Genomic DNA, 26,375 nt, shown 5'->3' with positions numbered 1-26,375 from the left:
CCCGCACGACTCGATCACCGTTCAGTCATCGGGGAAGAGCCCGTCGACCGCCGGGTGCCGGGACTTGCGTGCCGAGGGGGGCACGGGCAGCACCCCCGCCGCTCTCAGTTCGTCCTCCGTCACCACCGGGCCGGCCAGGACCGCGGCGAGCAGGACGTCCTGAGCGGGGGCGAGATCGGTCAGGCGGCGCAGGACCGAGAGCAGTTCGATGAGTTCAGTCATCCACTCGGGAGGCCAGGTGTCGACGTGGATGTCGTCGAGGGGACTGGTCTTCTTGCTGTTGGGCGAGGCTTTCCGGTAGCCGAACCACTTCTTGACGACCGGCATTCCACCGACGTCGTACGTCCACACCGCTTCCGGCACGGGGGCGAACTCCCCCTCACCGACGTGCAGCGTCCCCGACTCGGCGTCGTGTCGTATCCGCTCGGGAAGCATGTCGCCGATGTGGGTGACGTACCGCACCCTGCGCGGGTCTCCGGGCGGGAACTCCGCGCTGCCGGCCGGGCGGTCCTGTGCGGGGTCGGCGCACCGGGCTCCGAAGGTGGACGCCCACAGGACCTGACGGCCGAGGGCGACGGCCTCGTCCCAGAGTGCTCCGTCACGGGTGAGCGGGAGCCGTACGCCCGGAGTCAACAGTTCCTCGGTGAACCGCCGGGTGAAGGCGGAATGTCCCGCGAGGGCGACGGCGTACGCCGCCAGGTCCTCGGCCTCGATCCGGGTGCGGCCGAGCGTCCGTGCGAGGTGGGGCAGAAGGCCGGCCGCGGTGTTGGCGGAGCCGTCGGGGTGCAGCAGCGGCATGGTGCGGCCGCCGCGGCCGTTGAAGTGGTGCGTGTCGGGGATCAGGTGCGTGGCGACCAGTGCGGGGCCCGAGTCGATCGGATGCGACGACTGCTGGTTGAGGAAGAGCTGTCCGCCGCGCTGGGCCGCCGCCCACAGGTCGGGGCGCGGATAGTCGAGCGCGCGGTTGTCGGCGATGAGGTGTTGGCGGTCGAAGCTGCGCAGGGCCATGCGTACGAGGTTCGGGGTGGTGTCGCGTTCCTCGGCGAGCGGATGTCTGGGAGTGGACTGGCCGGGTAGCGGGTCTCGCTTGCCGGTCAGAGTCCGGTCACGCGTCTCCTTGAAGAGTTCCGCCTGGTGGGCCGGGTCGGACTCGCGTATCAGCGTCATCCATCGGCGGCGCAGGATCTCCGCCGAGGGGGCGCTCACCCATGAACGGTTCGATGTGATACCCAAACTGCCCCAGGGGAACAGGTCGTTGAGTTCGGGAAACTCCTCCCAGCCCGACTCCGTCACCGGCGTCAGCGGTCGTGTCGGGTGCGTGTGCGTGTCCCGCCATCCGTCATCGTCCACCCGGATCGCCCGTAACTGGCGGAACTTGTCCGCGCGCTTCCCCGACACGGCCCGGTAGTGCACGCGCGCCCGGTGCTCCGGTCCTCGTTCCGTCCCCGCCCGGCGAACGAAGACGAAGATGGCGAGCGGCTGGGCGACCCCTGGAAAGACGCGGGTGGCGGCATCGGAACGCTGCCCCTCCGGGGAGAGGTTGACGATCCAACCCTCGTCGCAGGTCCGCCGAAGATAGTCCCGCATACCGCGCCCGCCGGGACCGGTGGCCCACCCGGACGGGGTGATGAAGCAGACCACTCCGTGCCGGTCCTCGGCATGGGCGTCGAACACCTTCCAGGTCGCCCACCGCCAGAAGTACACGTACATGTTCTTGAGGATGTGCTCGTAGCGGCCGTTGCCCGCGCGGCGGAAGTCGTCGAGCAGCGGCGTTTCCCTGCCGTCCGCGCGCTTCTCCACCCAGCCACCGCGCCCCTCGGCCTTGTCGTCGTACGGCGGGTTTCCGGCGACGACGGTGATCGGGGTGTCCGCTTTGACCTTGTTGGCGCGTCTGCGCGACTGGGCGAGCGCCTCGTACGTGGATGCCAGGTACTCCTCCTCGGCGTACGGGTTGTCCAGGGTGTCCGTGACGAAGAGGTTGAGACCACCCTCGGGCACCGGGACGCCGTACTTCTTGAGCAGGTCCGAGGCGCGCAGTTCGGCGACGGCGAAGGACCCCATCTGCAGTTCGAAGCCGTAGAGCCGGGAGGCGAGCCGCTGTACGGCATCGCGGGGCATCGCCGGCCCGTGACGCTCGGCGGCCTGTTCGGCGACGCGCTCGATGACGGTGTGCAGGAAGGTGCCGGTGCCCATGGCGGGGTCGACGATCCGTACGTCGTCGTCGGCGAAGCCGTGTTCCCGGCCGAGTCGGGTGCGCAGGACGTCCTCGGTGAGACGGATCATCTCCTCGACCACTTCGCGGGGCGTGTAGTACGAGCCGCTCCTCTGGCGCAGGGCCGGATCGTAGACCGTGAGGAAGTGCTCGTAGAGGTGGAGGTAGGCGTCCCGGTTCCCGCTGCGGACAGCCGGCCAGTCCACCTGCGCGACGGTACGCGTCAGCAGGTCGAGCGTGACGGTGAAGCGCGCGTTGACGTTGTCCGTCAGGAGCTGGAGCGCCTTGCCCATGAGGGCGTGGCCGTCGTCCAGGCGGCGGCCGATCTCGTGGAAGGAGTCGGGCGCGAGCGGGATGCCCTCCGTGTGGGCCAACAGGAGCGAGAAGGTGACGGTCTGGGCGAAACCGTCGGCGAAGGTGGCGTCGTCGGCAGACGGGAAGAGGTAGCGGCGCCAGTCGTTCTTGAGGCCGGTGAAGGGTCGTGCGCGCACGTCATCGTCGGGCGCGGACGACCTGGCCTCGGCCACCAGCTGCTCCTGAACGGCAGCCCGCAGCAGCCTGCACAGGCGGGCGATCTCCTGCACGAGGCGGGCGACGTGTCTGATCGGCTCGGGTTTCCACCCCAGGAACTGCTGGAGCAGCGCGTCGAAGGCGAGTGGGTCGGGGACGGCGAGTTTCTCGCCCGCGCTCCGCAGCGAGCCGGCGAAGAACACCGTCTCGCCGACCTGCCGACCACCACGGAAGAGCCGCCACTCCGTGCCGTTCGAGTACAGCAGGTTGGGCAGGTCCCGGAGTTTGTGCCACTGCTCCCGGTTGCTGCGGCCGAAGGTGTCCGGATCGACGGGCAGCCCTGGGCGCTTGAGTTCGACGTAGCCGCTGATCTCCCCGTCCACGCTCACCGCGTAGTCGGGCCGGACACCGAGATCCGGCAGCGGGTACTCGTCGTGCCAGCTCACCCGGTGCTGTTCGTGGTGCTCGCTCACCGCTCGGAGCAGGACTTCCAACGGTCCGCGAATCGCGGCCTCCTGGCCGCCGCCCCCGGACAGCTTGTCCTTGCACATCCCACCGAACTGCGACACGGCAGCACGAAGCCACCCGTACTGGTCCCCATGCATGGCCCCCCCAAGGACACGATCACTGACATCGGCACACGGTCCCCGGGCCCCACCACGTCCATGCTGACAAGGACATGGCGGTGCGTCAGCCCTCTGGACGACCTTCCCGGTGGTGTACGCACTCAACAAGGGGCGCGTGCCACGACGACACGCCCCCACTCACACTCCAGCTCGCGCACCCGACAGGAGTGGGCCCCGCCCACGGGGCGGACCTCACCGGCCTGCCGAAAGCCACCCCAGACAAGCAAACATTGAAAGCATTGTCAATCCGCAAGTCATGGCCGGCTCTTGACGCACCCCATCAAACACATGCGGTTGACGCGCCGTTCCATCAGCGGCTCCCTGGGCGTGCCATCCCGCAACACAGGCCACTGGAGGCCATCTGACCCCTCGCGATGCCCGCGCCCCGTCAGCCGCCACACGGCATCCTGCCGCGACCAGGCGGCCCGGGAGGGCGGCTGCGAGCTCGCAGCCATCACACCCTCGCCGGCATTCGAACGCGCCCCCCCTCAAGCATTTGAGATTGACAACGCTTTCGCCATCACGGTTAGATGTTCACGCTTCCAGTGGTCCCTGGGGTGCCACCGGAAGCACGAGTACCCCCAATGCCCGATGGGCACCCGAGCGCCAACGCGCCGCCCCGCCCAGCGCCCCGCCGCCGGAGCCACGGCCTCGGATGCGGTCCGCACACCCCAGAGCCGGGCATTCCGTTCCCACACGTCAGGAAAATCCGTGAAGATCAAGCGCGTCCGCATCGAGAACTTCTGCTGCCTTCGCAGCCTCGATGTCTCATTCGACTCCATCACCTCGCTCATCGGCCCGACGGGCGTCGGCAAGTCCACCGTCCTGCGCGCCCTCGACTGGTTCTTCAACGGCGAGAAGGGCGGCACCCTCAGCGAGGAGGACGTCCACTCGGCTGCGGAGACCAAGCGGATCCGTGTGGAGGTCGAGTTCGACGGCCTCACCCCTTCCGACCGTGCCGCACTCGGCCACTATGCGCCGCAGGGCGTGGAAAGCCTGAGCATCTGGCGCACCTGGGAGAACGGGGAGGACCGCATCACGGGCAAGGCCCTGGCCTATCCCCCCTTCGAACAGATCCGGCGGGGCGCCGGCAGCCGGGAGAAGACCGCCGCGTACAAGGCCTTACGCGACAGCGACCCGGCTCTCGACCTGCCCGCCGTCCGCAGCTGGGACAACGCCGAAGCGGAGATGTATGCCTGGGAGGCGGCGCACCGCGACCGGCTCACCGAGGCCGAGGTCGAGGGCACGCACTTCTTCGGCTTCGCCGGCCAGGGAGTGCTCGGCAAGCTGATCGACTTCGTCTTCATCTCCGCCGATCTGCGGGCGTACGAGGAGACCGACGACAACAAGGCGTCCGTGGTGGGCCGGATCCTCGAGCACGCGGTCGACCGGTCCGAGGCGGAAGCCCAGTTCACGGCCATCGACGAGGACGCCCGGGCGGCGCGCGAGAAGGTGCACGAGGAGATCTACGCGCCAGTGCTCACGCATCTGTCCGGTGCCCTCTCCCAGGAGGTCGCCCGCTTCACCACCGGACGGCACGTCGTCGTCACCCCTACGGCCCAGGTCCCGAAGCGGACCAGGACCGCGTTCGCCGTCAACATCCGCGACGGAGCGGCCCTCACACCGGTCCGGCGCCAGGGGCACGGGTTCCAGCGCGCGCTGATCATCGCCGCGCTCCGGTACCTCTCGGAATGCCGCCGTCCCGAAAGCGGCACGCGTTCCCTGTTCCTGGCGATCGAGGAGCCCGAGCTGTTCCAGCACCCGGCGCAGACCAGGGTCTTCGCGCAGGTGCTGCGCAGCCTGGTCGAATCGGCCGAGGACCAGACCCAGGTGATGTACGCGACCCACAGCCCGGTGTTCATCGACCCGAGCGACTACCGGCAGGTCCGCAGGCTGTACCGCGCCCCCGGCGGCGACCACCCCGAAGTGCATCTGTGGGAACTCACCGAAGCGCAGTTGCGGCAGTCGCTCGACGGATACGTGGAAGAGAAGTCGATCGCGCGGCGAGGGGCCACCCGCTATGTGAAGGACCTCGCCGAGGCGCTGTTCGCCAACGTCACCGTCGTGGTCGAGGGCGTGACGGACGAAGGCATCCTCCTCGCCTTCGCCGAGCGTCAGGGGCTCAACCTCGGAGCCGAAGGCATCTGCGTGTTGAACGCCGAGGGCAAGGACAACATGCTCCTCTGCCACGCCATCCTCACCGGCTTCGGCGTGCACTGCTACCTCGTGTTCGACGCGGACACCGGACCGAAGAACCAGGCCGGTCCGGACACCGAGAAGAAGTCGACGAACCTTCGGAACACGGTCAAGAAGAACACAAACATCTTCAACTACCTGGGCGTTCCCGCTCCGGCGCGTCCCTCGACCGTATCCGAAGCGAGTCACACGGTCTTCGAGGACGACCTCGAAACGTACCTCAGGAGCGACTGGCCCGCGTGGAACGCCCGCTGCCAAGAGTTGATCAAGCAGGGTGCCGGCTACGTCCAGGGCAAGCACGTGCCGACGTATGCCGAAGCCGCGCGCACCGCCAACGGTGAGCCGAAGACGCTGCACTCGCTGCTGGAAAACGTCATGGCCCTGATCAGACAGCCGATGCCCCGGCCGTAGCACCTCTCCTTTTCCCCCGGCTCGTTGCCGCGGGCCCGTGTCCTCTGGTTGGACCGGCCCAGCCCGTTCTTGGCGGAAGCGGGGCCGAGGTGTCGGACCGGGGGAAAAAGTGCTGAAGAAGGAATGCCAGGGCCAAGGGTGGCACGTCAAATCTGTCCTGCCCGAGGTGCCCTGATACAGCCGTTGGCCCGGCTTCCGGTGAGGCGGGCCAGGTAGTCTATGTGGCCGAATACGGCACGCGGTGTTGATCGCGTCCACGGAGCCGCCGAGGATGGTTCTTCGGTCTTCCGCCGCAGGTGGTGAAGGCAGAATGCAAGGCGGTCGGCGGAACGGGGGCTCTGCGTGCGAGCGGGTACGGGCGCGATCGTGAGTGGTGCCGGATGAGGCACCGGATGCAGGTGGCGCTCCAAGTCATGCTGGCGCTCGTCGCCTGCTTGCTCGGCATCGCCACCAACTACGCCACCAGCACGGACGACGTACCCTGGGCGTTGGAGTTGATCCGGCAGGGGTCCGTACCCGCCATCGGGCTGCTGATCGTGGCCATGGTGGTCGGGCAGGTCGTCGTGTACCGACTGGAGAACCCCGCTCCCGCACAGGCGGACTGGCCGCGTGACCGCATCCCGTATCCGGGTCTGGACGCCTACGACGAGGACGAGGCGGCGGTCTACTTCGGCCGGGAGGCTCAGGCCGCCGAGTTGACGCGCAGGCTGCACGCCACCGCGTCCCGCCCCGCCGACCGGTTCCTGTTGCTGACGGGGGCGTCCGGCAGCGGCAAGTCCTCACTGGTGCGAGCCGGGGTGATGCCCCGGCTGCGCCGACGCCGGTGGACGATCGTGCCGGCGTTCTCTCCGGGGTCGAACCCGCTCCACTCCCTGGCCGCGTCCCTGGCCGTGGTCGGTGGCGGCAGGGAGTCGGCCGATGTGGTGCTGCGGCGGCTGCGGCAGGCACCGGGGAACCTGGCGGCCGAGCTGTCCCGGCTGCGGGCCGGTCAGTTCCGGCGGGTACTGCTCGTCGTCGACCAGTTCGAGGAGCTCGTCACCCTCGCGGGTGAGCGGGAACAGGCCCAGTTTTTGGAAGCGCTGCACGCGTGTCTGCGGCAGGAGCCCTCCGTCCGGGTCCTGGCCACGTGCCGGGTGGACCTGCTGGGACGTCTCCTCGGGACGGGGCATGCCCAGCTTCTGCAACACCCGGTGGCGATCGGCACGTTGGCCAAGGCCCAGCTCGCCCAAGTGGTCGAGCGGCCGGGTGCCCTGGTGGGGATCTCGTTCGCCCCCGGTCTCGTCGAGACCATCGTGGACGACACCGGTACGGACGACGCGCTGCCTCTGCTCGCCTACCTTCTCCAAGAGCTGTACTTCGCCTGCGGCCCCGGCGGCACGGTGAGCGAGGAGACATACCGGCAAATCGGAGGCGTGGCAGGGGCTCTGGCACGGCAGGCGGACAACACCGTGGCTGCTCTCGCCGTCCCGGACGGCATCGATTTCGCCCTGCGGGTGCTGCTGAAGTTCGTCACCCTGGAGGAGCGGGACCTTGCCCGCCGTCCGGTGCGGTTGTCCGAACTCACCGACCAGGAGCGGTATGTGGTGGACGCGTTCATCGACGCACGCCTCATCCGGACCGACACGGCGGAGGGGACGGCAGCGGATCCGGGCGGCCATGGGGACGCTTACGCCGAGGTGACGCACGAGGCGTTGTTCCGTCAGTGGGCTCCTCTGCGGCAGGAGGCGGAGGCTCGGGCGGAACGGCTGCGGGAGCGAGCCGAGTTGGAGCGGTGGGCCGGGGACTGGGAACGCTCCGGACGCAGTGTGGACTACCTCCTCACCGGGGAACGCCTCGCCGTCGCCCAGCGGTGGCTGGCCGCATTGGAGGAAGCCGGACAGGCCTCGGTTCCCACTCGCGCGCTCGTCGACGCCTCGCAACGTCGGGACCTGGCCTTCCTCAGCCGTGTCTCCGACAGCATCGGCCGTCAGGTGCTCGCGAGCGCGGAGACCGAGCCGGAGCAGGCGCTGCTGCTCTCCCTGGCCGCGCTCGGCGAGTACGCGCCGACACCGGCCGCGCGGCGCGGGCTGCTGACGGCGCTCGCCGCCAGTCATCTCCGTATCCGGCTGGACGGGCACTCGGACACGGTCCGGGACGTCGCCTGGTCCGCTGACGGGCAACTGCTGGCCACCGCGTCCCGAGACGGCACGGCCCGAGTGTACGAGGCGGAGTCGGGGCGTTCGCTGTGCGTGCTGCCGTGCGACGGGGCCATGGTCGAGTCGGTGTCCTTCTCCCCCGACGCGACCCGGCTGGCCACCGCCGGCCGCGACCAGGTCGTACGCGTCTGGGACGTCGCATCCGGCGAACCGGTCCGGCAGCTCACCGGCGCCGGGGACATCGGCCGTCAGGTTGCGTGGTCGCCGGACGGAACGCGGATCGCCGCCACCTTCAAGGACCAGGTGGCCCGGGTGTGGGAAGCCGACACCGGCCGTCTCGTACACGAACTGCGCGGTCACGCGGGTGACGTGTGGGGCGTGGCCTGGGCGCCGGACGGCTCGCGTCTGGCCACGGCCTCCCACGACCGAACGGTGATCGTCTGGGACGCGGCCACGGCAGCGGTCACGACGACCCTGACCGGCCACACCGAGTTCGTCGAGGGCGTCGCGTGGTCCCCGGACGGGGAGTCGCTGGCCACCGGGTCCGGTGACCACACCGCCCGGATCTGGGACGCCCGCACGGGCGCGCTGCGGCTGCTGCTGCGCGGCCACACCGACTACGTGTGGAACCCGGCGTTCTCTCCGGACGGCCGACTGCTCGCGACCCCGTCGTCCGACCGGACGGTGCGTGTCGTCCGCGCCGAGGACGCGAAGGAGGTGGCGGTGCTGCGCGGGCACACCGACACGGTGTGGACCGTCGTATGGTCGCCGTCGGGCACTCGGCTCGCCACCGCGTCGACGGACGCCACCGTGCGGGTGTGGGACCTTCGGCCCCAAGGCGCCGAAGCCGTCCTGTTCCAGGGGCACGACGGGCCGGTGAACCAGGCCGCGTGGTCCGGTGACGGCAGCAGCCTCGCCACCGCCTCGGACGACGGCACCGCGCGGATCTGGAGCGCGGACTCCGGTACACCCGCCGGGCCGGTGACGATGCTCGGTGAGCGGGTGTGGAGCGTGGCCTGGGCGCCGCACGGCGACCGCCTCGCCCTCAGCACCGCGGACGGCCTGTTCCGGGTCGTGGACGGCATCGGCCACACGGTGTTCGAGCTGCACGGCGAGCCCGTCGAGGGGTGCTCGTGGTCCCTGGACGCCCGGCGGATCGCGACCGGCGGACACGACGGCACCGTACGCGTCCTGTCCGCCGTCGACGGCACGGAGCTGCGCAAACTCACCGGGCACCAGGACTGGGTGAGCCGCGTGGCGTGGTCACCCAGCGGACGGAAGCTGGCCAGTTGCTCCGACGATCGCACCTGCCGCCTGTGGGACACCGCCGACGGCGCCCAGCTGACCGTGCTGCGCGGGCACGGCAACTACGTGGAGGACGCGGCCTGGTCCCCCGACGAGACACGTGTGGCCACGGCTTCCGGTGACTGGACGGCCGCCGTGTGGGACGCGGCGACCGGCCGCCGTCTCGACGTGCTGAAGGGACACGAGGGCAGGGTCCGGGCCATCTCCTGGTCGCCGGACGGCCGCCGTGTCGCGACCGGATCGGACGACCGGACGGTCCGGCTCTGGTCCGCCACCACGTTCGAGGAACTCGCGGTCCTCGGCGTACACCGGGACAAGGTGACGTCGGTGGCATGGTCCGCGGACGGCACCCGCCTGCTCACCGCGTCCGCCGACGGCACCGCGCGCGTATGGCCAGCCGACCTCGACTACGACCGGCTGGAAGCGCGGGCACGTGGGCGGGTGTTCCGCACCCTGGACGCGGAGGAGCGGCGACAACACCTGCTGCCGCCGGACCCCGCTCCCGCAAGCGGTCAGTAACGCTGCTCGACCGTGCGGTCGTCGGTGTGCAGGAGGTAGTCGCCCGGGTCGAGGCCCATCGCCTTGCGCTCGGGCGACGCCCAGTACAACGCGTTGCGCTCCGCGAAGGTCTCCGGGCCCTCGTAGGAGATCAGCCAGACGAACTGGTTGCGCTCCCGGTCCGCCCAGGCCCCACCGATCTCGAATCCCAACTTCAGCCGCAGCGGCACGATGTCGGCACGCCACCGCTCCACCCACTCGTCGAGCAGACCGTCCCGGACGGTGTACGTACGCAGCTGCGTGGTCTTCGGCATCGAGCAGTTCTCCTGTCGGGTCGAGGCAACCGGCAGGCCGCCCCGACGCCCCGCCCGGGCATGCCGGACGGCCGGCCCGAGCAGCCGGTCCAACCGTACGCCGGAGGGCGCGTGCCCGACCGGGACGGCGACGACCAGTCGGCTCAAGGCGGACCCTGGCGCCGAGGCTGCCGCTCTCGGCGCCGGCGCGTCACGGTGTCGGGGGCGTCGTCCTGCAGTCGGGCACGCCGTCGAGCCACGCCGCTCCCTTGATGTAGATGTTGGTCACCCACGCCTTGTAGTCCGGCAGGTACGACCACACGTCGTTGGTGTAGCCCTCGGAGGTGATCGGTTCGGCGTGCTTCTGGCACTGGACGCGGATGGTGGTGGAGTACGGGAAGGCGTAGACGCGGGCGGCCCTGACGGAGGGTTCGGTCTTGGTCCACACGCCGGTGCCCCAGGTCTGGTGGATGTGACCGGTGACGGGCCCGGTGTTGACGCGGACGGCGCCGAAGTAGCCGTCGCTCAGGCTGACGTCACTGACCATGAGCCTGGTGCCGGATTCCTTGGCCTCGACCATCTTGCCCGCGCCCAGGTAGATGGCGATGTGGTGCAGGTCCTGCGAGGTGCCCCAGGTGAGCAGGTCGCCCGGGAGCAGCGGGGCCAGGCCCTGGGCGGCGGTGAAGCGGTCGGCGGCGCGGTGCGTGCAGTACTGCCGGCCGGCGACACCGTTGAGAATGTCGAAGCCCGCCGCCTGGGCGTACGCGTGGCGGACCAGGCCCGAGCAGTCGAAGCCGAGCCGTTCGGGGTCGTGCTCGCTGTCCGGGTCGGTCGGGTCGACCTGGCCGTACGTGGCGCCCGGCTGGGCGCCGTGCCCGCCGCCCCACGTGTACCAGGTACCGGCCGCGACCTCTGCGCAGGCGGCGGCGATCGCGCGTTCGGTCGCCGCGTAGGCACCGGGTGCGAGGACGCGCAGGCTCTTCGCTTCGATCGTTTCGTTCTACCGCGTTTGCGGCTTGACCGGGCGTCAGATTCACCCCCGGCAGTCTTCGGAACCGTCTCGCACAACGCCCTGGTTTCGAGAGGACTTCCGCCAACGGCGACCCGGGGAAACTTGATCGGCTTCGGGCCTCTCGCAGGACTCTCGCATCTGTTCATTCATGAGAGTCACCGTCCGCGGCGGCCGTCACTCTCAGTTCACGGTGGGGCTGCGGCGCTCGACGAGGACGACGTCGCGCCACGTGCCGTGGTGGCGGCCGATGCGCTCGCGGGTGCCGATGACGCGGAACCCGGCTCGCCGGTGCAGGGCCAGGCTGGCGGTGTTCTCCGGGAAGATGCCGGACTGCACCGTCCAGATGCCCGCGGCGTCGGTGGAGGACAGCAGCGCGTCGAGGAGCGCCCGGCCCGCCCCGCGGCCACGGGCCTCGGGGTGGACGTAGACGGAGTGCTCGACGACACCGGCGTACGCGCACCGGTCGGAGACCGGCACCACGGCGGCCCAGCCCAGCGCCCGGCCGCCCTCGTCCAGGGCGACCAGGCGGTGTCGGGGCAGCTTGGCGGTGTCGAACGCCTCCCAGGTCGGGGCGGTGGTCTCGAAGGTGGCGTTTCCCTCGTCGATGCCCAGCTGGTAGATCGTCAGGACCTGTTCGGCGTGCTCCGGCCGCATCGGCGCGATGTGCACACCGGTCGCGGTGGCCCTCACGCCTCCGCACCGATGCCGAGTTCGGCGAGCAGGCCGCGGACGCGCCGCTCGATCTCGTCGCGGATCGGCCGGACCGCCTCGACGCCCTGGCCGGCCGGGTCGTCGAGCTGCCAGTCCAGGTACCGCTTGCCGGGGAAGTACGGGCAGGCGTCGCCGCAGCCCATGGTGATCACCACGTCCGAGGACCGCACCGCCGCCACGGTGAGGACCTTGGGGGTTTCGGCCGAGATGTCGATGCCGACCTCGTTCATGGCCTCCACCACGGCCGGGTTGACGGCGTCGGCGGGGGCGGATCCGGCCGAGCGGACCTGGACCCGGTCACCGCCGAGGTGGGTGAGGAAGGCGGCGGCCATCTGGGAGCGACCGGCGTTGTGCACGCAGACGAACAGCACGGAGGGAACGGCGGGGGTGCTCATCGGGTCAGGGCGCTTTCTTCGGCGGAACGGGTGGGGGCTGCGGGCTGCTGCCCGTCATGGGGGACGACGACCGTGTCCTCGCTCCCGGAGGCCGGGCGGCCGAAGCAGGCGGCGACCAGGCCCAGGCCGACGACGGCGCCGACCAGCTGGGCGGCGAGGAAGGGTGCCACGGAGGTGGGGGCGATGCCGGCGAAGGTGTCGGTGAACGCGCGGCCGATGGTCACCGCCGGGTTGGCGAAGCTGGTGGAGGAGGTGAACCAGTACGCCGCCCCGATGTAGGAGGCGACCAGCGGCGGCGTCAGGTGCGCGCGGCCCGCGCGGGCCAGGCCGAAGACGAGCCAGATCAGCCCGGCGGTGGCCACGACCTCGCCCAGCCACAGGTGGCCGGCGAACCGGTCGTGGGTGGAGAAGTGCGCCAGCGGCTTTCCGAACACGGCGTCGGCCAGCACCGCGCCGCCGATCGCCCCGGCGATCTGGGCGGGCACGTACACCGCGAGGTCGCGCAGACCGGTGGCGTCGCCGGTGCGGCGGCCGGTGAACCAGGCGGCGAGGGTGACCGCCGGGTTGAAGTGCGCCCCGGAGACGGGGCCGAGCAGGGCGATCAGCACGCCGAGGCCGAAGACGGTGGCCAGGGAGTTGGCCAGCAGTTGCACCCCGCCGTCGCGGGTCAGTTCGGTGGCCTGGATGCCGGAGCCGACCACCACCGCGACCAGCCCGGCCGTGCCCAGCCCCTCGACGACCGCCCGCCTCGCCAGCGGCGCCGGGCCGCTCACGCGGGGGCCTGCACGGGCACGGCAGGGATCTCGAGCAGGGCGGACAGCTTCGCCAGGGCCTCGGGCAGCACCCAGTAGTACACCCAGGTCCCGCGCCGCTCGGAGCCGACCAGCCCGGCCTCCCGCAGCACCTTCAGGTGGTGGGAGATGGTCGGCTGGGAGACGTCGAACGGGCCGATGAGGTCACACACGCACGCCTCGCCGCCCGCGTGCGAGGCGATCAACGACAGCAGCCGCAGCCGGATGGGATCCGACAGCGCCTTGAACATCCGCGACAGCTCGGCCGCGTCCTGTTCGCCCAGCGGCTCGCGGACCATCGGCGCACAGCACGCCGCGTCGTCCTGTCCGAGCACCGGCAGACCAGCTTGTTTCGACATGCCTCTATGTTGACAGCCATCTAATCGAGTGGCAACCTCGACTGCATCGACAAACGTCGAAACAAGTAGTTTCCGGATGGGAGACCGCCATGTCCCGCGTTCAGCTCGCCCTGCGCGTCGCCGACCTCGAAGCCTCGATCGCCTTCTACTCCAAGTTGTTCGGTGCCGAGCCCGCCAAGCGCCGCGAGGGCTACGCCAACTTCGCCCTCGCCGAGCCCCCGCTCAAGCTGGTCCTCATCGAGGGCGAGGCCGGCGAGGACACCCGCCTGGACCACCTCGGCGTCGAGGTCGCCTCCACCGAGGAGGTCACCGCGGCCACCACCCGGCTGAAGGAGGCGGGCCTGGCGACCTTCGAGGAGAACGACACCTCCTGCTGCTACGCCCTGCAGGACAAGGTGTGGGTCACCGGCCCCGGCCGGGAGCCGTGGGAGGTCTACGTCGTCAAGGCCGACGCCGACACCCTCGGCAAGAGCGCCGTGTCCACCCCCGAGGCCTGCTGCGGCACCACCGCCTGCTGCACCACCCCCGGCGAACAGGCTGCCGACCCGGCGCAGACCCCGGCCGAGGCCAAGGCCGCCGCCGGCTGCTCCTGCGGCAGCTGACCCGGCGCCCGGTCAGCCTTCCGCGCCGTCCTCGTCTCCATCGGGCCCGGCGGCGTCCGGGTCGTGCGGCGGGCGCAGACCGCCGCCCGTCGGGGTGGAGGCTTCGTGCGTCACAGCGCGATCCGGTCGCGGTCGACGTCGTCCAGGAAGAAGAACCGCCCCAGCTCCGGACATGTGGGCTCCCCAGCGAACTCCCCGTACGTCTCGGCCTGTCCATCAGTCAAGAATTCCACCGGCACGCGGTGGACGGCAGCCGCCCCTCACCGCCGCCCGGCGATCTTCCAGCGACCCCCAACGGGACACCCCGTCACCGCACTGGACGATCATGATCAATCTCAGTGCCGACGGCTGCACCGATGCTCCCCAAGGCCGCTGACGGCCGGTGTCGGCCTCCCACACCCGTACGGCCCGGTCCTTGAACGCGGCGGCGTCCCGTGACCCGTCCGGCGACCACGCCGTCCGCCGGCCGATGTCCCCGGCGCCGGTGAGCACCTGATGGCCGATGCCGTCCGAGACAGCGCACGGGCGGGTGCCGACGCCTGCCCGGCCCTCCTCCAGCGCCACCAGCCACCTCTGCGCGACGGCGGCGAGATCCTGGCCGCGCCCAGCACTGCGACGGCGTTTGCCGGCCCGCGGGACAGCAGCTCCGACTCCGTGCTTCCCCGCGCGGCAGCGACCGACCGGTACGGCCAGGCCCGGCTCCACGGTGAGATGAGGCACATCCCGCCCGCCGGACACGAAGCCGCCAACCACTACCTGAGCATCGCGAAAGCCCAGGTCACAACCAACATCTGCGATCCCTGCCGACCCGGAGCGGGCCACGGAGATCATTTTGTTAGGAGTACTAACATCGCTAGACGGGCCCCACGACAGGGTGCCCACTGTGCACGGCCTCCCCCATCCCTTCGGATCGAGGCCGCGGACGTCTGCCCACGCCGGCGCCCGCCTGAACCCGTCGCCGACAGGAGGAGGACTGCATGCCCGAAGCCGTAAACACGCCCCGCCCCGGAGGCGAGCCGCCGAAGGCCCCGATCGAACGCCGCCACCTCGGCGGCACCGAACGGCGGCGCCACGGCCTGGAGACCGAGAACCGTCCTCCCGTCTCCCGCCAGGAGCTCAGCAAAGCCCCCGCGGAACTCATCGAGGAGCCCGGCCCCAAGGTCAACTGGCGCGTCTTCGTCATCGCCTCGGCCGTCATCGTCGCCTTCTCCCTCTGGGCCATGTTCGCGCCCGGGCACGCCGCCGGCACCATGCGGGACATGGTGGCCTGGATCGCGGAGAACCTCGGCTGGTTCTACGTCCTGACCGTCACCGTGGTGATCGTGTTCGTCCTCTGGGTCGCGCTGTCCAAGGAGGGCTCCGTCCGGCTCGGCCCCGACCACTCCCGGCCGCAGTACAAGCTCTTCACCTGGGTGGCCATGCTGTTCGCCGCCGGCGTGGGCATCGACATGCTCTTCTACTCCGTCACGGGGCCGATCACCCAGTACATGGCTCCGCCGACGGGCGAGGGCCAGACGGGCGCGGCCGCCCAGGACGCCGTGGTCTGGACCATGTTCCACTACGGTGTGGCCGGCTGGGCCATGTACTCGCTGCTCGGCATGGCCATGGGCTACTTCGCCTACCGCTGGGGCATGCCGCTGTCCATCCGGGCCGCCCTGTACCCCCTGCTCGGCAAGCGCGTCCGCGGCGGGATCGGCGACACCATCGACATCGTCACCCTGGTCGGCACCGTCTTCGGCGTCGCCACCTCCATGGGCATCGGCGTCGTGCTGCTGAACGTCGGCTTCGCCTGGCTGTTCGGCCTCCCGGAGGGCCTGGCCCTGCAGATCGCGCTGGTGGTCGTGGCCGTGATCATGACCATCGCCGCCTGCACCTCGGGCATGGACAAGGGGATCCGGCTGATCTCCGAGCTGAACATCTGGAGCGCGGCGGCCATGCTGCTGTACATCCTGGTGACCGGAGAGTCGGCGTTCCTGCTCAACGCGCTGGTGGAGAACATCGGCCGGTTCGTCTTCTCGCTGCCGGACCGGACCCTGCAGACCTTCGCCTACCAGGAGGGGGGATCCGAGTGGATGGCCGGCTGGACCCTGTTCTTCTGGGCGTTCTGGCTGGCCTGGGGCCCGTTCGTGGGCCTGTTCCTCGCCCGCATCTCCCGCGGCCGCACCCTGCGCGAGTTCGTCATCGCCGCCGTCACCGCCCCGGTGATCTGCGACTTCCTGATCGTGAGCATCTTCGGCAACAGCGCCATGCACCAGGTCCTGAACGGAGACACGGAGTTCGCCGAACAGGCCATGGAAAGCCCGGAGAAGGGCTGGTTCGCGCTGCTGGAGATGTTCCCCGGCGCCGCCTTCCTGATCGGCCTCGGCACGCTGTCCGGATTGCTGTTCTACCTCACCAGCGCCAACTCCGGCGCCATGGTGATGTCCAACTTCTCCTCCTCGATCCCCAAGCCGTCGCAGGACGGGGCGAAGTGGCTGCGCATCTTCTGGGCGGTGCTCACCGCGGTGCTGACCATCGCGATGCTGGTGGCCGGCGGGGTCACCACCATGGAGTACGCGACGCTCATCTTCGCCCTGCCGGTGACGGTCATCGCCTGGCTGGTGATGGCCTCCTTCTCCAAGGCCCTGCGCATGGAGCGGGCCGAGCGCGAGGGCCGGGTCCTGCGCCGGCAGTCGACGGCGGCGCACGGCGGTCACGTGCCCGAGCGCACCTGGCGCCAGCGGCTGGAGCGGATGCGCTCCTACCCCTCGAAGAAGCAGGTGGCCCAGTTCATGGAGCGCACCGTGCAGCCGGCGCTGGCCGACGTGGTCCGCGAATTCGGGAACCAGGGCTACCAGGCCACGCTGGACCTGGTCCCGAACGAGCACACCGACATCTCCGGCCACGCGCTGGTGGTCACGATCCCCGAGCACCGTGACTTCCACTACCAGGTGCAGGCCGTCGAGGCCCCGGTGCCGATGTTCGGCGGACGCATGTCCCGCCAGACGGACGTCTACTACCGGGTGGAGGTGTTCACCCAGACCGGCTCCGAGGGCTACGACCTCATGGGCCTGTCCCACCAGCAGGTGATCGACGACGTCCTGGACCGCTACGAGGCGCACCTGGGCTTCCTCACCTACTCCACCCAGCACGACTACGCCTCGGTGCTCACGCCGTCGATCGTGACCACCACGGGCGCCATCCCGGTGGTGGAGCCCGCGGAACCGCAGGACGGCGCCGGTAGGGACACGGCGGGCATCGGGCCGAAGGCGTAGGCGCCGCTCCACCGGACGGCCGGCGCCCGCGCCACCCGCTCACCCCCGCTTGTGAACCGGCTGCGTCCCGAGGAGTTCATCGTGTGCGACCGCGACGAGGACGGCGCGTGGATCGTTCCGGCCCTCACGGTCGACGAGGTGAGGGGCATCGTCTAGCGTGCCGCCTTTTCCCAGGGTCTGACCCCGAGCTTTCCGGTGGTTCCGAGGTCGAGGTGCGGGGTCACCGTCACCGGGTCGGCGCCCGCCTTCGCCCGGACCCGCACGTGGGGCACGTTCACCGGCGTACCGAACTCGGTGGTGTTGCGCCAGACCAGGCCGGCGGTCGCCGACTCGCCGGGCTGGAGCGTGACGGGCCGGGGCGGTTCGTCGGGCCCGGCACCGGTGGTGATGTCGCCGCTGCCGTCGAGGATCTCGACGCCGTCGACGGGCTCGAGGCCCTCGTCCAGGAGTTCCAGCAGCGGGTAGCCCTCGACGGTGTAGGCGCGCGTGCCGCAGTTGTCGAGGTGCAGGCCCACGGCGCGCAGCCCCATGGCCGCGTTGCCCTCGTCGGCGCTGATCCGGATCCCGGAGGCGGGGCACGTGCCCGGTTCGGCCGGCGCCTCGCCCGCGGGAACCTTGGTCACTTCGAGCACCTCGGCCTGCGTCACCCGCGGCGCGGTGGGGGGCAGCTCCCCGGCCCGGACCGTGCCCCGCACGGTCTGCCCGGGGCCGACGTCGCGCACGGTCTCGGTCTGGTTGGTCACGGCCCCGCCGTCACCGCTCATGAAGGTGAAGACGACCGAGTAGGTCAGGGTCTCGGCGCCCTCGTTGGTGACCTCGTAGGCGGCGGAGACCCCCGAGTCCGAGCCCGTGGTGAGCCTGTCGGCGGAGACGGAGTGGCTGCGGGTGGGTGAGGGGGAGGCCGACGGGAGGGTCAGCGAGGTGATCCGTACGCCGTCCCTGCCCGGATCGTCGATCCGTGTGCCCTCCTGCGACGCGGTCGCTTCGGCGCCGGTGCTCCCGGCACCCGCGCGCTCCGTCCCACAGGCCGTGAGCAGCAGAGCGCTCGCGACGAGGGCCGACAGTAAGGGGGTGGTCGCGGCGAGAGCCGGACGGAGGTCAGCGGGTCTGCGCATCCGGTCATCCCATCAGGGTGTGGCCCCTGCGCGTGCGACGGGGGTCACAGTTCCGGTCACAGGGGTGTCACAAGCGGGGGCGGCGGGGGATGCAGCCCAGAAGTGGCCACTCGCCGTTCGTCGGTTTCCCGGTCCGTGCTCGGCCCGACGAGCGACCGGAGCAGCAGCCGCGAGATCGGCCGGACAGGTCCTAGCCGATCAGGCGGCGGCGCCAGTCCAGGGGAGTGACGGTGACGGCCCGGCCGGGGTCATGGTCCCACTCGGCGTGGAGGCCGACTGTCTCGAGGGCAGCCACGACCTCGTGGCCGACGGCCGCAGTGGTCTCGGACGAGCCGTCGAAGCCGCCGTACAGGAGCATCAGTCCGCGGCCGGCCGCGGCAGACTCCGTGCACTGGGTGTGGAAGTAGACGAAGCCGCGGGCGTCGGGCCCGCTTTCGCCGCCGATCTCGGACCGGCCGCAGCTACGGCAACAGGTGAAGTTCTCGCGAGCGGTGATACCGGCCTCCTGCAGGGCGGTGAACGCGCGGGTGAGCCGCTCAGGTTCGGTCTCGCCCTGCCATGCGGACTGCTCCGCGACCCGCTCCAGCCACAACCGGTCGGCCAGCGCCCGTGCCTGCTCGCGCGAGACGGGCCGGCGCTCCTTGGTGACCAGGTACTCCTCGGCAAGCTCGGCCAGTTCGGCGCGGGAGGCGTAGCCGCCGACCAGCACCTCGCGGACGCGCTTCTCCAACTCCGCGCGCTCGTCTTCGTCGAGGTCGAGCGGCGGCACCTCGGGAACGGGGCCCATGTCCAGCAGCGACCAAGTCAGACCGCCCTCCCATCCGCTCTCCTGACGGGCCCAGCCGGTCATCGCCGCAATCACGGCTTCGGGCCCGTCGGCCATCGCCTGGAAGTGCCGGTCGGCGGCACCGTCGCGGTACTCCAGGGTGTAGTCACCACCGGCCTCGTGCCAGACCTGGGCGAAGACGTCAGGCAGATCGGGTATGCGCTGGACCACCAGGAAGCGGTCACCGTCACCACCGATTCGCCGGACCAACCCCTCCAGCTCCTCGGCGGACACACGGACGTACCGCTTCCGATTCTCCGTCTTCACCACGATCTCGAGCATGCGCAGACTCTGGCACAGCCCTCTGACAGCAGACCTCCCGGGACCCGCGACGCAACTGCTGCCACGACAGCTCGGCCGGCCCTGATCCCGGGTGGTCATCGGCCGGGGTTCGACGACAGCACCTAGGGACCCGCGTGCACCTGGCAGGCCCGCAGGCTCGGGGGCTGCGGATACGCGTCGCGCAGGGTGCGTACGGCCCGGTGCGGGGCCTCGGCCGTGCGCGCGACGTCGGCCCCGATCACGTCGTCGATGTGCCACAGCGAGCCGACCGCGTGGAGGGAAGCCCGCCATCTGGAAAGCGCTGACGATGTGGACGGCCTCGTCGGCGTGCTCTAGGGACTCCCCTAAGGGGACTGTTGCGCACACGTCAAGCTTCGGCATTCTGGGCCCGTCCGCGCATGAGGAGATCAATCCTCCACGCACTTCGTAGTTCGGAGACAGCATTGCGATCGATACGCATTGCCCTGCTGGGCCTCGTGGCCCTCGTGGGCGGCCTGCTCGCGGCGACGCCCGCGCAGGCGGCGCCCCTCTTCAAGGCGCCCTTCGCCTGTGGCCAGAAATGGACGTACAGTCACCACTCGGCCGAGGTCCGGGAAGCGCTGGACTTCGTCCGCAGTGACGGCGGCACCACCAACGGCTCGCCCGTGCTCGCCTCGGCCCCCGGGACCGCCACCCGGCACTACCAGGCGAACGGCGCCGGCAACTACATCAAGATCGACCACGGCGGCGGCTGGCAGACGTACTACTTCCACCTGAGCGCCTTCTCCGTCGCCAGCGGCGCGTATGTCGGCCAGGGACAGCAGATCGGCACCACCGGCAACACCGGAAACAGCTTCGGCGCGCACATCCACTACGAGCAGCTCTACAACGGCGTCGGCCAGAAGATCAAGATCAACGGAACCTCGCTCGCCTACCCCGGCTCGTACGGCAGCCACCACCTGACCAGCGACAACGGGTGCGGCACCAGCAAGTACTGGGTCGACACCTTCACCAACGCCACGGGCTACGCGCAGCCGAACACCAACGACGCGCAGGGCGTGCTGAACGCGGGCACCAACTACGTGTACTGCAAGGTGTGGGGCCAGGAGATCCGCGGCGCGAACGGCACCTACAACCACTGGTGGCTGAAGACGGACCTCGACACCACCTACGCCGGCAAGAACGGGCGTGGAGCGTACGTCTCCGCGTACTACCTGTCGCGCTGGGGCAACGACGAAGCGCGCGACAACAACGGCACCGTGATCCCGAACTGCTGACGCGTCATCACCGAACACGTCGGGCCCGGCCGCTCCCCTCGCGAGCGTCCGGGCCCGCCGCGAGGTGCGTCAGCCCTCGTCGCGCGGGCGTCACCGTCCGAGCGTGGACGCCGCAGTGAGCCGGCGCTACGGCTTGCGCGCCACGCCGCCGAAGTCGTCGACCTCGACGGCCGGCTCGCCGGACCGGCCGGGACGCCACTGGGAGACGGAGACGACACCGGGATCCAGCAACTCCAAGCCGTCGAAGAACCGGGCGAGTTCCTCCGGGCTGCGGTTGATGCGGGGGTTGTCGCTCGCCGCGTTCCACTGCTCGATCATCTCGCGCATCTGCTGCGGGTCGAGAACCTCGGTGTCGTCGCAGAGCACGAGGTGACTGCCGGAGGGCAGGGCGTCCATCAGGCGGCCGACGAGGTCGTAGACGGTGTCGTCGGTGACGTGGGCGGTGACGCCCAGCAGCATCAGTGCGACCGGCTGTGTGAAGTCCAGTGTCCTGGCTGCCTGTTCCAGGATGTTCTCCGGGTCGCGCAGATCGGCGTCGATGGAGGCCGTCGCGCCTTCGCGCGTGCTGGTGAGCAGCGCCGCGGCGTGGGCCAGGACGACCGGGTCGTGATCGACATAGACGATCCGGGTCTCGGGGGCGAGCCGCTGGGCGACTTCGTGGGTGTTGTCCGCGGTGGGCAGGCCGGTACCCACGTCCAGGAACTGGCGGATGCCGGCCTCGCCGACGAGGTACTCCACCGCCCGGACGAGAAACGCCCGCTGCGCCACGGCGATGTCGAGGATCTCGGGGTTGGCGCTCGCGATCTGGTCCCCGACCTCCTCGTCGACCCCGTAGTGGTCCTTGCCGCCGAGCCAGTAGTTCCAGATCCGGGCGGAGTGCGGCACGCTGCTGTTGATGACCGGGCGCTCAAGTGACATGCAAGCTGCCTGAGTTGGGCGGACGACACTCCAGAACATAGGCGTGTGGTCCATCGAGCACCTGGTGAATCGGATCTCCGGCGGCCGGAAGTCGAGTTCCGCCCTGCCCGCCGACGTGAGGAACTCGATCAGTTCGGCTCGTCCGACCGGGAGTCGCTCCCCTCAGGAGTCAGACCCGTCGGCGACGAAGGTGACGGCCTTCGACGCGGGACGGGCAAGGCACACGCCCTGCGCCTCCCGACCGGAGGTCTCGCCGACACTGCGGGGCCGGAGGCGGGCCCCTTGCGGAAAAGCGTGAGCAGTCGGCGGACATGTGTCACGTGAGCGCTCAAACGAGTGACATCAGGACAGTGGTGGCCGAAGTGCTCACGCCTTGGGACGGTGTGTCCTCCCCGGGGCGCGGGTGAGTGTCCCGGCATCGCACGCGTCGAGGCCGCCGCCCCACCGGGCGGTCGCGAAAACCCGCCCGCACGAAGCAGTCGACCACCCGCCGGGCAGCACGACCGGCCCCGGCCCGCGATGACACCTCCGGATCCCTCGCGCCACCCCCAGGGACACCGCCCTGGCCTCAGGGTGGGCCGTGCTCGTGAGGGCACTCTCCCCCCATCCGTCGGAAGGGAGCCCCAGGAGGGCTCACACCGTCAAGATGCGAAGACATAACGGGGTTTAGGCCCGGCTCCGCCTACCCGTTGTGTTCAACGTATTGACACGTGCATTACAGGGGCTTTACGTTCCGGCCACCTGAGAGCGCTCTCAGACTCCCCCCTGTCACGACGTGAGGTGCCCCATGCCATCCCCCCGCGCCCGCACCAGACCGGCAGTAGTGCTGCTTCTGGCCTCAGCTCTCGCCGTCGTCGGCCTGGGCCCGGCCGCCGCACCGGCGGCCGCCGCCACCGTCCCCGTGGGCTCCGGCAGTTACTCCGACACCCGGCCCCCCGGTACGTCGGGCCCCACCACCAACACGGGAACCCCGGTCACGCCCAAGCTGACCGCCGCCGCCCAAAACCGGCCCGTGCCCACCAACGACTGGTGGTCCTCCCTCGCCTTCCAGCGCTACGGCGACAACCCGTACTCGACCCCCATGTACGGACACCCCCTCACCTACCAGGCCACGGCCGGCGGGCTCGACGTCGGCTACCCGACGGCCCCCGCGATCGTCGGTGACGGCCGCCAGTACGAGTACGCCCACAAGCGCGACCTCACCATCGGACTGACCGGCCTCAACTCCCCCGACACCAAGGCCGACGACTGGTCCGACTGGACGGTCACCCCCCAGTGGTCCGACGGCGCCCGCACCCTGCGCACCACCATCGGCCACGGCTCCCCGTTCGTGTACGCCAAGGGCTCCGGCGGCAACGCCCAGATCACCACCGCCGGCACGCCCACCGTCTTCGCCGACCAGGGCAACGTCCTCGGCATCACCGTCGCCGGGCATCACTACGCCCTCTTCGCGCCGACCGGCAGCGACTGGAACGTCGCCGGTTCCACCGTCACCGCGGGTCTCGGTTCCAAGGACTACTTCTCCGTCGCCGTGCTGCCGTCCACCGGCGCGCTGGCGACCTTCAAGAAGTACGCCTACAGCTTCGTCACCGACTCCAAGGTCACCTGGAACTACGCCGGGGGCACCGTCAGGGCCACCTACACGCTCACCACCGAGGCGAAGGAAGGCACCGAGCGCGGCACGCTCCAGGCCCTCTACCGCCACCAGTGGCTGAACACCACGGACCCCCTCACCTCCTACACCTACGTCTCACCGCGCGGCACCATGAAGGTCCGCGAGTCGGCCTCCTTCACCACGAGCCAGAAGGCAGCGGCGGTGCTGCCCGCGCTGCCCAAGTCGAACGGTGTGGACGCCGCCCGACTGCGCGGATACCTGAACGAGGTCGTGAACGCCTCCGACCCCTTCTCCGGCGCCACCGACACCTACTGGACCGGCAAGGCCCTCGGCCGCCTCGCCCAGCTCGTCCCGGTGGCCGACCAGATCGGCGAGACCGGCATCCGCGACAGGCTGCTCGGCCTGATGAAGGGCAAGCTCCAGGACTGGTTCACGACGGGAGGCGCGAACGAGTTCAGCTACGACAAGGACTGGAAGACGCTCACCGGCTACCCCGCCTCCTACGGCAGCGACACCGAGCTCAACGACCACCACTTCCACTACAGCTACTACGTCTACGCGGCGGCGATCGTCGCCCAGTACGACCAGGGCTGGGCCGCCGAATCCGCCTGGGGCGGCATGGTCAAGACCCTCGTACGGGACACCGCCAACCCCAGCCGCACCGACACCGCCTTCCCCTTCCTGCGCGGCTTCGACGTCTACGCGGGCCACAGCTGGGCCTCCGGACACCAGGGCTTCGCCGCCGGCAACAACCAGGAGTCCTCCTCCGAGTCCACCAACCTCAGCGCGGCCCTCGTCCTGTGGGGCTCCGCCACCGGCGACACCTCGCTGCGTGACCTCGGCACCTTCCTGCTGACCACCGAGTCGGAGTCGATCGCCCAGTACTGGTTCGACGCCGACGAGCAGGTCTTCCCGTCCTCGTTCGGCCACGACACGGCCGGCATGGTGTGGGGCAGCGGCGCCGCCTACGCCACCTGGTGGACCGCCAACCCCGAGGAGATCCACGGCATCAACGTCCTGCCCGTGACCGGAGGTTCGCTGCACCTCGGCGGTGAGAAGGCCGCGATCCGGCGCAACATCGCCGAGATGGAGCGGGAGAACGGCGGCCCGGCCGTCGAATGGCGCGACCTCCTCTGGGAGTTCCAGTCCTTCGCCGACCCGGCCGCGGCCAAGGCGAAGTGGGACGCGGGCCACGCCGGCTACACCCCGGAGGAGGGCGAGTCGAAGGCGCACACCTACCACTGGATCAACACCCTCGACGCCCTCGGCGCCCCGGACGCCACCGTGACCGGTGACATCCCCACCTCCGCCGTCTTCACCAAGGGAACGACCCGGACCTACGCGGCCCACAACCACGGAGCCACGGCGCGCACCGTGACCTTCTCCGACGGCAAGACCCTCTCCGTACCGGCCCGTTCCACCGCGACCGGCACCGGAACCGGGTCCACGGACCCCGACCCCGACCCGGAACCGGAACCGCCGACCGGCAACACCTTCCAGCTGCGCAGCGGTGGCGCCCTGACCACGGCGACCGGCGGCACGGCGGGCAGCGACACCATCGCCTCCGCCGGCGGCGCCAACCGCGACGGCACCCCGTACCAGCCCCTCGTCTACGAGGTCCGCGGCGTCAACGGCACGCGCACCCCGGGCACCCAGACCGCCTTCCGGCTCCAGGTGGACGCGGGCACCACGGTCGGGCTCGGCCAACAGGCGCGGATCAGCTACGACTTCACCGGTGACGGCACCTTCGACCGGACCGAGACGTACCACTACTTCGCGACCGACCCGGTCACCGGATGGGAGGAGTACACGCAGGCACGCGGTCTCAAGGCGTCCACGGGTGCACCGGGCAACCTGGCCGGCGGCACCGTACGCCTCGAGGTGTGGAGCGCCATCGGCAACGGCACCTCGAAGCTCCAGACGGGCACGGACAAGTCCGTGCTGGTGATCCCCTACAGCTGAACCGGAGAAAACCGGCGGCGGGCATCGGCATCCGGCCGATGCCCGCCGCACCGGCATGGCCGGGGTGCTCACGGACACCGAGGCGGGGTCGCCCCACTCGCGACTCTCCCCGTACCGCGCCGTGCACCGCCGGATGTCGCCGAGACACCGGTGGTGATCCGCCTGGACCTCGACGGCGACGCCTCCGGCCCGCCTACATGAGCCCCCTCTCCGTCCCCTCTCCGTCCTCTCCCGCACCTTTCCCCCTGCCCCGGGCTTCCGAGGATGCCGGCCACAGGGAGAACCTGGAGGACCGCCTCGAGCAGACCGCACCGCCGTCTGATCCGCCGGTCGCCGGGGGCGGCTACCGGCGGATCAGACGGGCGGAGGCAGCCGCAGGTCAGCCGTTGAGCTTCTGGTGGACCTCGTCGACGGTGGCGGCCAGGTCGCTCAGGTCGGGGCGGACGGCGTGCGCGACCGAGGGGTCGTCGCTCGCGTGGAGACGGTTGATCCACACGCGGGTGATGCCGAGTTCGCCGGCCGGAACCATGTCGTGGAAGTAGCTCTGCGCCACATGCACCCAGCGGTCACGGGTGACGCCGAGGGACTTCTCGAAATGCTCGAAGTGGTGGTGGGCCGGCTTGTAGGCGCCGGAGTCCTCGGCGGTGACGATCGCGTCGAACTGGACCTGCAGGCGGCGCTGGGTCTCGCCGATGATGACGCGGTCGCAGTTGGTGAGCAGGGCGAGGTTCCAGCCGGACTCCCGCAGTTCGCGCAGGGCCTGCCGCGCCTCGGGGAAGACCGGCCAGAACGGGATGCCGGCCGTCAGGACGCGGGCGTCGTCCTCCAGCAGATCGATCTTCGCCTCGGCGGCCGTGCGCTTCAGGGCCTCCGCCAGGACGTCGCCGTAGCGCATGGAGGGGTGCTCGCGCTGCACCTGCGGCTCGTGGCGGTTGTAGACGTCCAGCAGCTCCCAGCCCTTACCGGGCGCGACCAGTTCGATGCCGGTGGCGATGCCGTGGCGCCAGTCCACGAGGGTGCCGAAACAGTCGAAGGTGACCCAACGCTTCTCGCTCATCGATCTCTCTCCGGGGCTCGGGAGGAGTCGGGAC

General features: G+C 70.4%; 17 protein-coding genes and 2 pseudogenes. 7 read left to right on the top strand and 12 right to left on the bottom strand.

All coding sequences use genetic code 11. The features are described 5' to 3' along the window. Positions 1–21: 21 nt before the first annotated feature. A complete protein-coding gene (locus tag ACVW19_RS29860; RefSeq protein WP_457463283.1) occupies positions 22–3,291 on the bottom strand; it encodes a type ISP restriction/modification enzyme in 3,270 nt (1,089 codons plus the stop codon). A 768-nt stretch (positions 3,292–4,059) separates the two neighbouring features. Here ACVW19_RS29860 and ACVW19_RS29855 point away from each other — a divergent pair. Both ACVW19_RS29855 and ACVW19_RS29850 read left to right on the top strand, forming a co-directional pair. Continuing rightward, positions 4,060–5,955, top strand: a complete 1,896-nt coding sequence (locus ACVW19_RS29855; protein ID WP_457463282.1) for an ATP-dependent nuclease — start codon at positions 4,060–4,062, stop codon at positions 5,953–5,955. Between the two features lie 392 nt (positions 5,956–6,347). Beyond that, complete coding sequence (locus tag ACVW19_RS29850) at positions 6,348–9,914, top strand: nSTAND1 domain-containing NTPase (RefSeq protein ID WP_457463280.1); 3,567 nt, start codon at positions 6,348–6,350, stop codon at positions 9,912–9,914. Here the strand turns inward: ACVW19_RS29850 and ACVW19_RS29845 are convergent. The 7 genes and pseudogenes from ACVW19_RS29845 to ACVW19_RS29815 all read right to left on the bottom strand — a co-directional run bounded on the left by ACVW19_RS29845 (position 9,908) and on the right by ACVW19_RS29815 (position 13,454). Further along, positions 9,908–10,207 (bottom strand): NIPSNAP family protein, encoded by a 300-nt coding sequence (locus tag ACVW19_RS29845; RefSeq protein WP_457463279.1) that lies wholly within the window; start codon positions 10,205–10,207, stop codon positions 9,908–9,910. The genes ACVW19_RS29850 and ACVW19_RS29845 overlap by 7 nt on opposite strands. A 190-nt stretch (positions 10,208–10,397) precedes the next feature. Next, positions 10,398–10,766: a hypothetical protein gene (locus ACVW19_RS29840; protein ID WP_457463278.1), complete on the bottom strand. Its 369-nt coding sequence runs from the start codon at positions 10,764–10,766 to the stop codon at positions 10,398–10,400. 9 nt (positions 10,767–10,775) lie between these two features. Then, a pseudogene (locus ACVW19_RS29835) lies at positions 10,776–11,117 on the bottom strand (NlpC/P60 family protein); the annotation flags it as partial. Between the two features lie 261 nt (positions 11,118–11,378). After that, entirely contained in the window at positions 11,379–11,852 is a 474-nt protein-coding gene (locus tag ACVW19_RS29830) for an N-acetyltransferase family protein (RefSeq protein WP_457464837.1), read from the bottom strand. Positions 11,853–11,884: 32 nt separating this feature from the next. Continuing rightward, a complete protein-coding gene (locus ACVW19_RS29825; protein WP_457463276.1) occupies positions 11,885–12,304 on the bottom strand; it encodes an arsenate reductase ArsC in 420 nt (139 codons plus the stop codon). Then, a complete protein-coding gene (locus ACVW19_RS29820; RefSeq protein WP_457463274.1) occupies positions 12,301–13,077 on the bottom strand; it encodes an aquaporin in 777 nt (258 codons plus the stop codon). Before ACVW19_RS29820 ends, ACVW19_RS29825 begins: the two co-directional genes overlap by 4 nt. Next, a complete protein-coding gene (locus ACVW19_RS29815) occupies positions 13,074–13,454 on the bottom strand; it encodes an ArsR/SmtB family transcription factor (RefSeq protein WP_457463271.1) in 381 nt (126 codons plus the stop codon). The genes ACVW19_RS29820 and ACVW19_RS29815 overlap by 4 nt, the downstream gene beginning before the upstream one ends. Positions 13,455–13,543: 89 nt before the next feature. On the opposite strand from ACVW19_RS29815, the gene ACVW19_RS29810 reads away from it, so the two are divergent. The 3 genes and pseudogenes from ACVW19_RS29810 to ACVW19_RS29800 all read left to right on the top strand — a co-directional run. Further along, positions 13,544–14,056: an ArsI/CadI family heavy metal resistance metalloenzyme gene (locus ACVW19_RS29810; RefSeq protein WP_457463269.1), complete on the top strand. Its 513-nt coding sequence runs from the start codon at positions 13,544–13,546 to the stop codon at positions 14,054–14,056. A 977-nt stretch (positions 14,057–15,033) separates the two neighbouring features. Then, on the top strand, positions 15,034–17,310 hold the full coding sequence (betT, locus tag ACVW19_RS29805; protein WP_457463268.1) for a choline BCCT transporter BetT: 2,277 nt from the start codon (positions 15,034–15,036) through the stop codon (positions 17,308–17,310). Between the two features lie 30 nt (positions 17,311–17,340). After that, a pseudogene (locus ACVW19_RS29800) lies at positions 17,341–17,463 on the top strand (AAA family ATPase); the annotation flags it as partial. On the opposite strand, the gene ACVW19_RS29795 reads toward ACVW19_RS29800, so the two are convergent. Together ACVW19_RS29795 and ACVW19_RS29790 are read right to left on the bottom strand one after the other, a co-directional pair. Next, on the bottom strand, positions 17,463–18,425 hold the full coding sequence (locus ACVW19_RS29795) for a DUF4232 domain-containing protein (protein WP_457463267.1): 963 nt from the start codon (positions 18,423–18,425) through the stop codon (positions 17,463–17,465). The pseudogene ACVW19_RS29800 and the gene ACVW19_RS29795 overlap by 1 nt on opposite strands. 190 nt (positions 18,426–18,615) lie before the next feature. After that, positions 18,616–19,533 carry a DUF6891 domain-containing protein gene (locus ACVW19_RS29790; protein WP_457463265.1) on the bottom strand — a complete coding sequence of 306 codons (918 nt, stop codon included), beginning with the start codon at positions 19,531–19,533 and terminating at the stop codon, positions 18,616–18,618. Between the two features lie 443 nt (positions 19,534–19,976). On the opposite strand from ACVW19_RS29790, the gene ACVW19_RS29785 reads away from it, so the two are divergent. Further along, positions 19,977–20,789: a M23 family metallopeptidase gene (locus tag ACVW19_RS29785; RefSeq protein ID WP_457463263.1), complete on the top strand. Its 813-nt coding sequence runs from the start codon at positions 19,977–19,979 to the stop codon at positions 20,787–20,789. Positions 20,790–20,915: 126 nt separating this feature from the next. On the opposite strand, the gene ACVW19_RS29780 is transcribed toward ACVW19_RS29785, so the two are convergent. After that, positions 20,916–21,707 carry an SAM-dependent methyltransferase gene (locus tag ACVW19_RS29780; protein ID WP_457463262.1) on the bottom strand — a complete coding sequence of 264 codons (792 nt, stop codon included), beginning with the start codon at positions 21,705–21,707 and terminating at the stop codon, positions 20,916–20,918. A 787-nt stretch (positions 21,708–22,494) separates the two neighbouring features. Here ACVW19_RS29780 and ACVW19_RS29775 point away from each other — a divergent pair. Continuing rightward, on the top strand, positions 22,495–25,284 hold the full coding sequence (locus tag ACVW19_RS29775; RefSeq protein ID WP_457463260.1) for a glycosyl hydrolase: 2,790 nt from the start codon (positions 22,495–22,497) through the stop codon (positions 25,282–25,284). 379 nt (positions 25,285–25,663) lie between these two features. Here the strand turns inward: ACVW19_RS29775 and ACVW19_RS29770 are convergent, their stop codons facing one another. Then, positions 25,664–26,341, bottom strand: a complete 678-nt coding sequence (locus ACVW19_RS29770; RefSeq protein WP_457463258.1) for an HAD family hydrolase — start codon at positions 26,339–26,341, stop codon at positions 25,664–25,666. Positions 26,342–26,375: the final 34 nt, after the last annotated feature.

This window comes from Streptomyces sp. TE5632 (genome assembly GCF_054061295.1).
The sequence above is the reverse complement of the archived record's forward strand: the minus strand, read 5'-3'. Positions and strand labels throughout refer to the sequence as shown.

Excerpts from the sequence above, each read along its gene's own strand:
- ACVW19_RS29850 (WP_457463280.1), top strand. The coding sequence starts at position 6,348 with ATGCAGGTGGCGCTCCAAGTCATGCTGGCGCTCGTCGCCTGCTTGCTC.
- ACVW19_RS29845 (WP_457463279.1), bottom strand. The coding sequence starts at position 10,207 with ATGCCGAAGACCACGCAGCTGCGTACGTACACCGTCCGGGACGGTCTG.
- ACVW19_RS29840 (WP_457463278.1), bottom strand. The coding sequence starts at position 10,766 with ATGGTCGAGGCCAAGGAATCCGGCACCAGGCTCATGGTCAGTGACGTC.
- ACVW19_RS29830 (WP_457464837.1), bottom strand. The coding sequence starts at position 11,852 with ATGCGGCCGGAGCACGCCGAACAGGTCCTGACGATCTACCAGCTGGGC.
- ACVW19_RS29825 (WP_457463276.1), bottom strand. The coding sequence starts at position 12,304 with ATGAGCACCCCCGCCGTTCCCTCCGTGCTGTTCGTCTGCGTGCACAAC.
- ACVW19_RS29815 (WP_457463271.1), bottom strand. The coding sequence starts at position 13,454 with ATGTCGAAACAAGCTGGTCTGCCGGTGCTCGGACAGGACGACGCGGCG.
- ACVW19_RS29810 (WP_457463269.1), top strand. The coding sequence starts at position 13,544 with ATGTCCCGCGTTCAGCTCGCCCTGCGCGTCGCCGACCTCGAAGCCTCG.
- betT (WP_457463268.1), top strand. The coding sequence starts at position 15,034 with ATGCCCGAAGCCGTAAACACGCCCCGCCCCGGAGGCGAGCCGCCGAAG.
- ACVW19_RS29795 (WP_457463267.1), bottom strand. The coding sequence starts at position 18,425 with ATGCGCAGACCCGCTGACCTCCGTCCGGCTCTCGCCGCGACCACCCCC.
- ACVW19_RS29790 (WP_457463265.1), bottom strand. The coding sequence starts at position 19,533 with ATGCTCGAGATCGTGGTGAAGACGGAGAATCGGAAGCGGTACGTCCGT.
- ACVW19_RS29780 (WP_457463262.1), bottom strand. The coding sequence starts at position 21,707 with ATGTCACTTGAGCGCCCGGTCATCAACAGCAGCGTGCCGCACTCCGCC.
- ACVW19_RS29775 (WP_457463260.1), top strand. The coding sequence starts at position 22,495 with ATGCCATCCCCCCGCGCCCGCACCAGACCGGCAGTAGTGCTGCTTCTG.
- ACVW19_RS29770 (WP_457463258.1), bottom strand. The coding sequence starts at position 26,341 with ATGAGCGAGAAGCGTTGGGTCACCTTCGACTGTTTCGGCACCCTCGTG.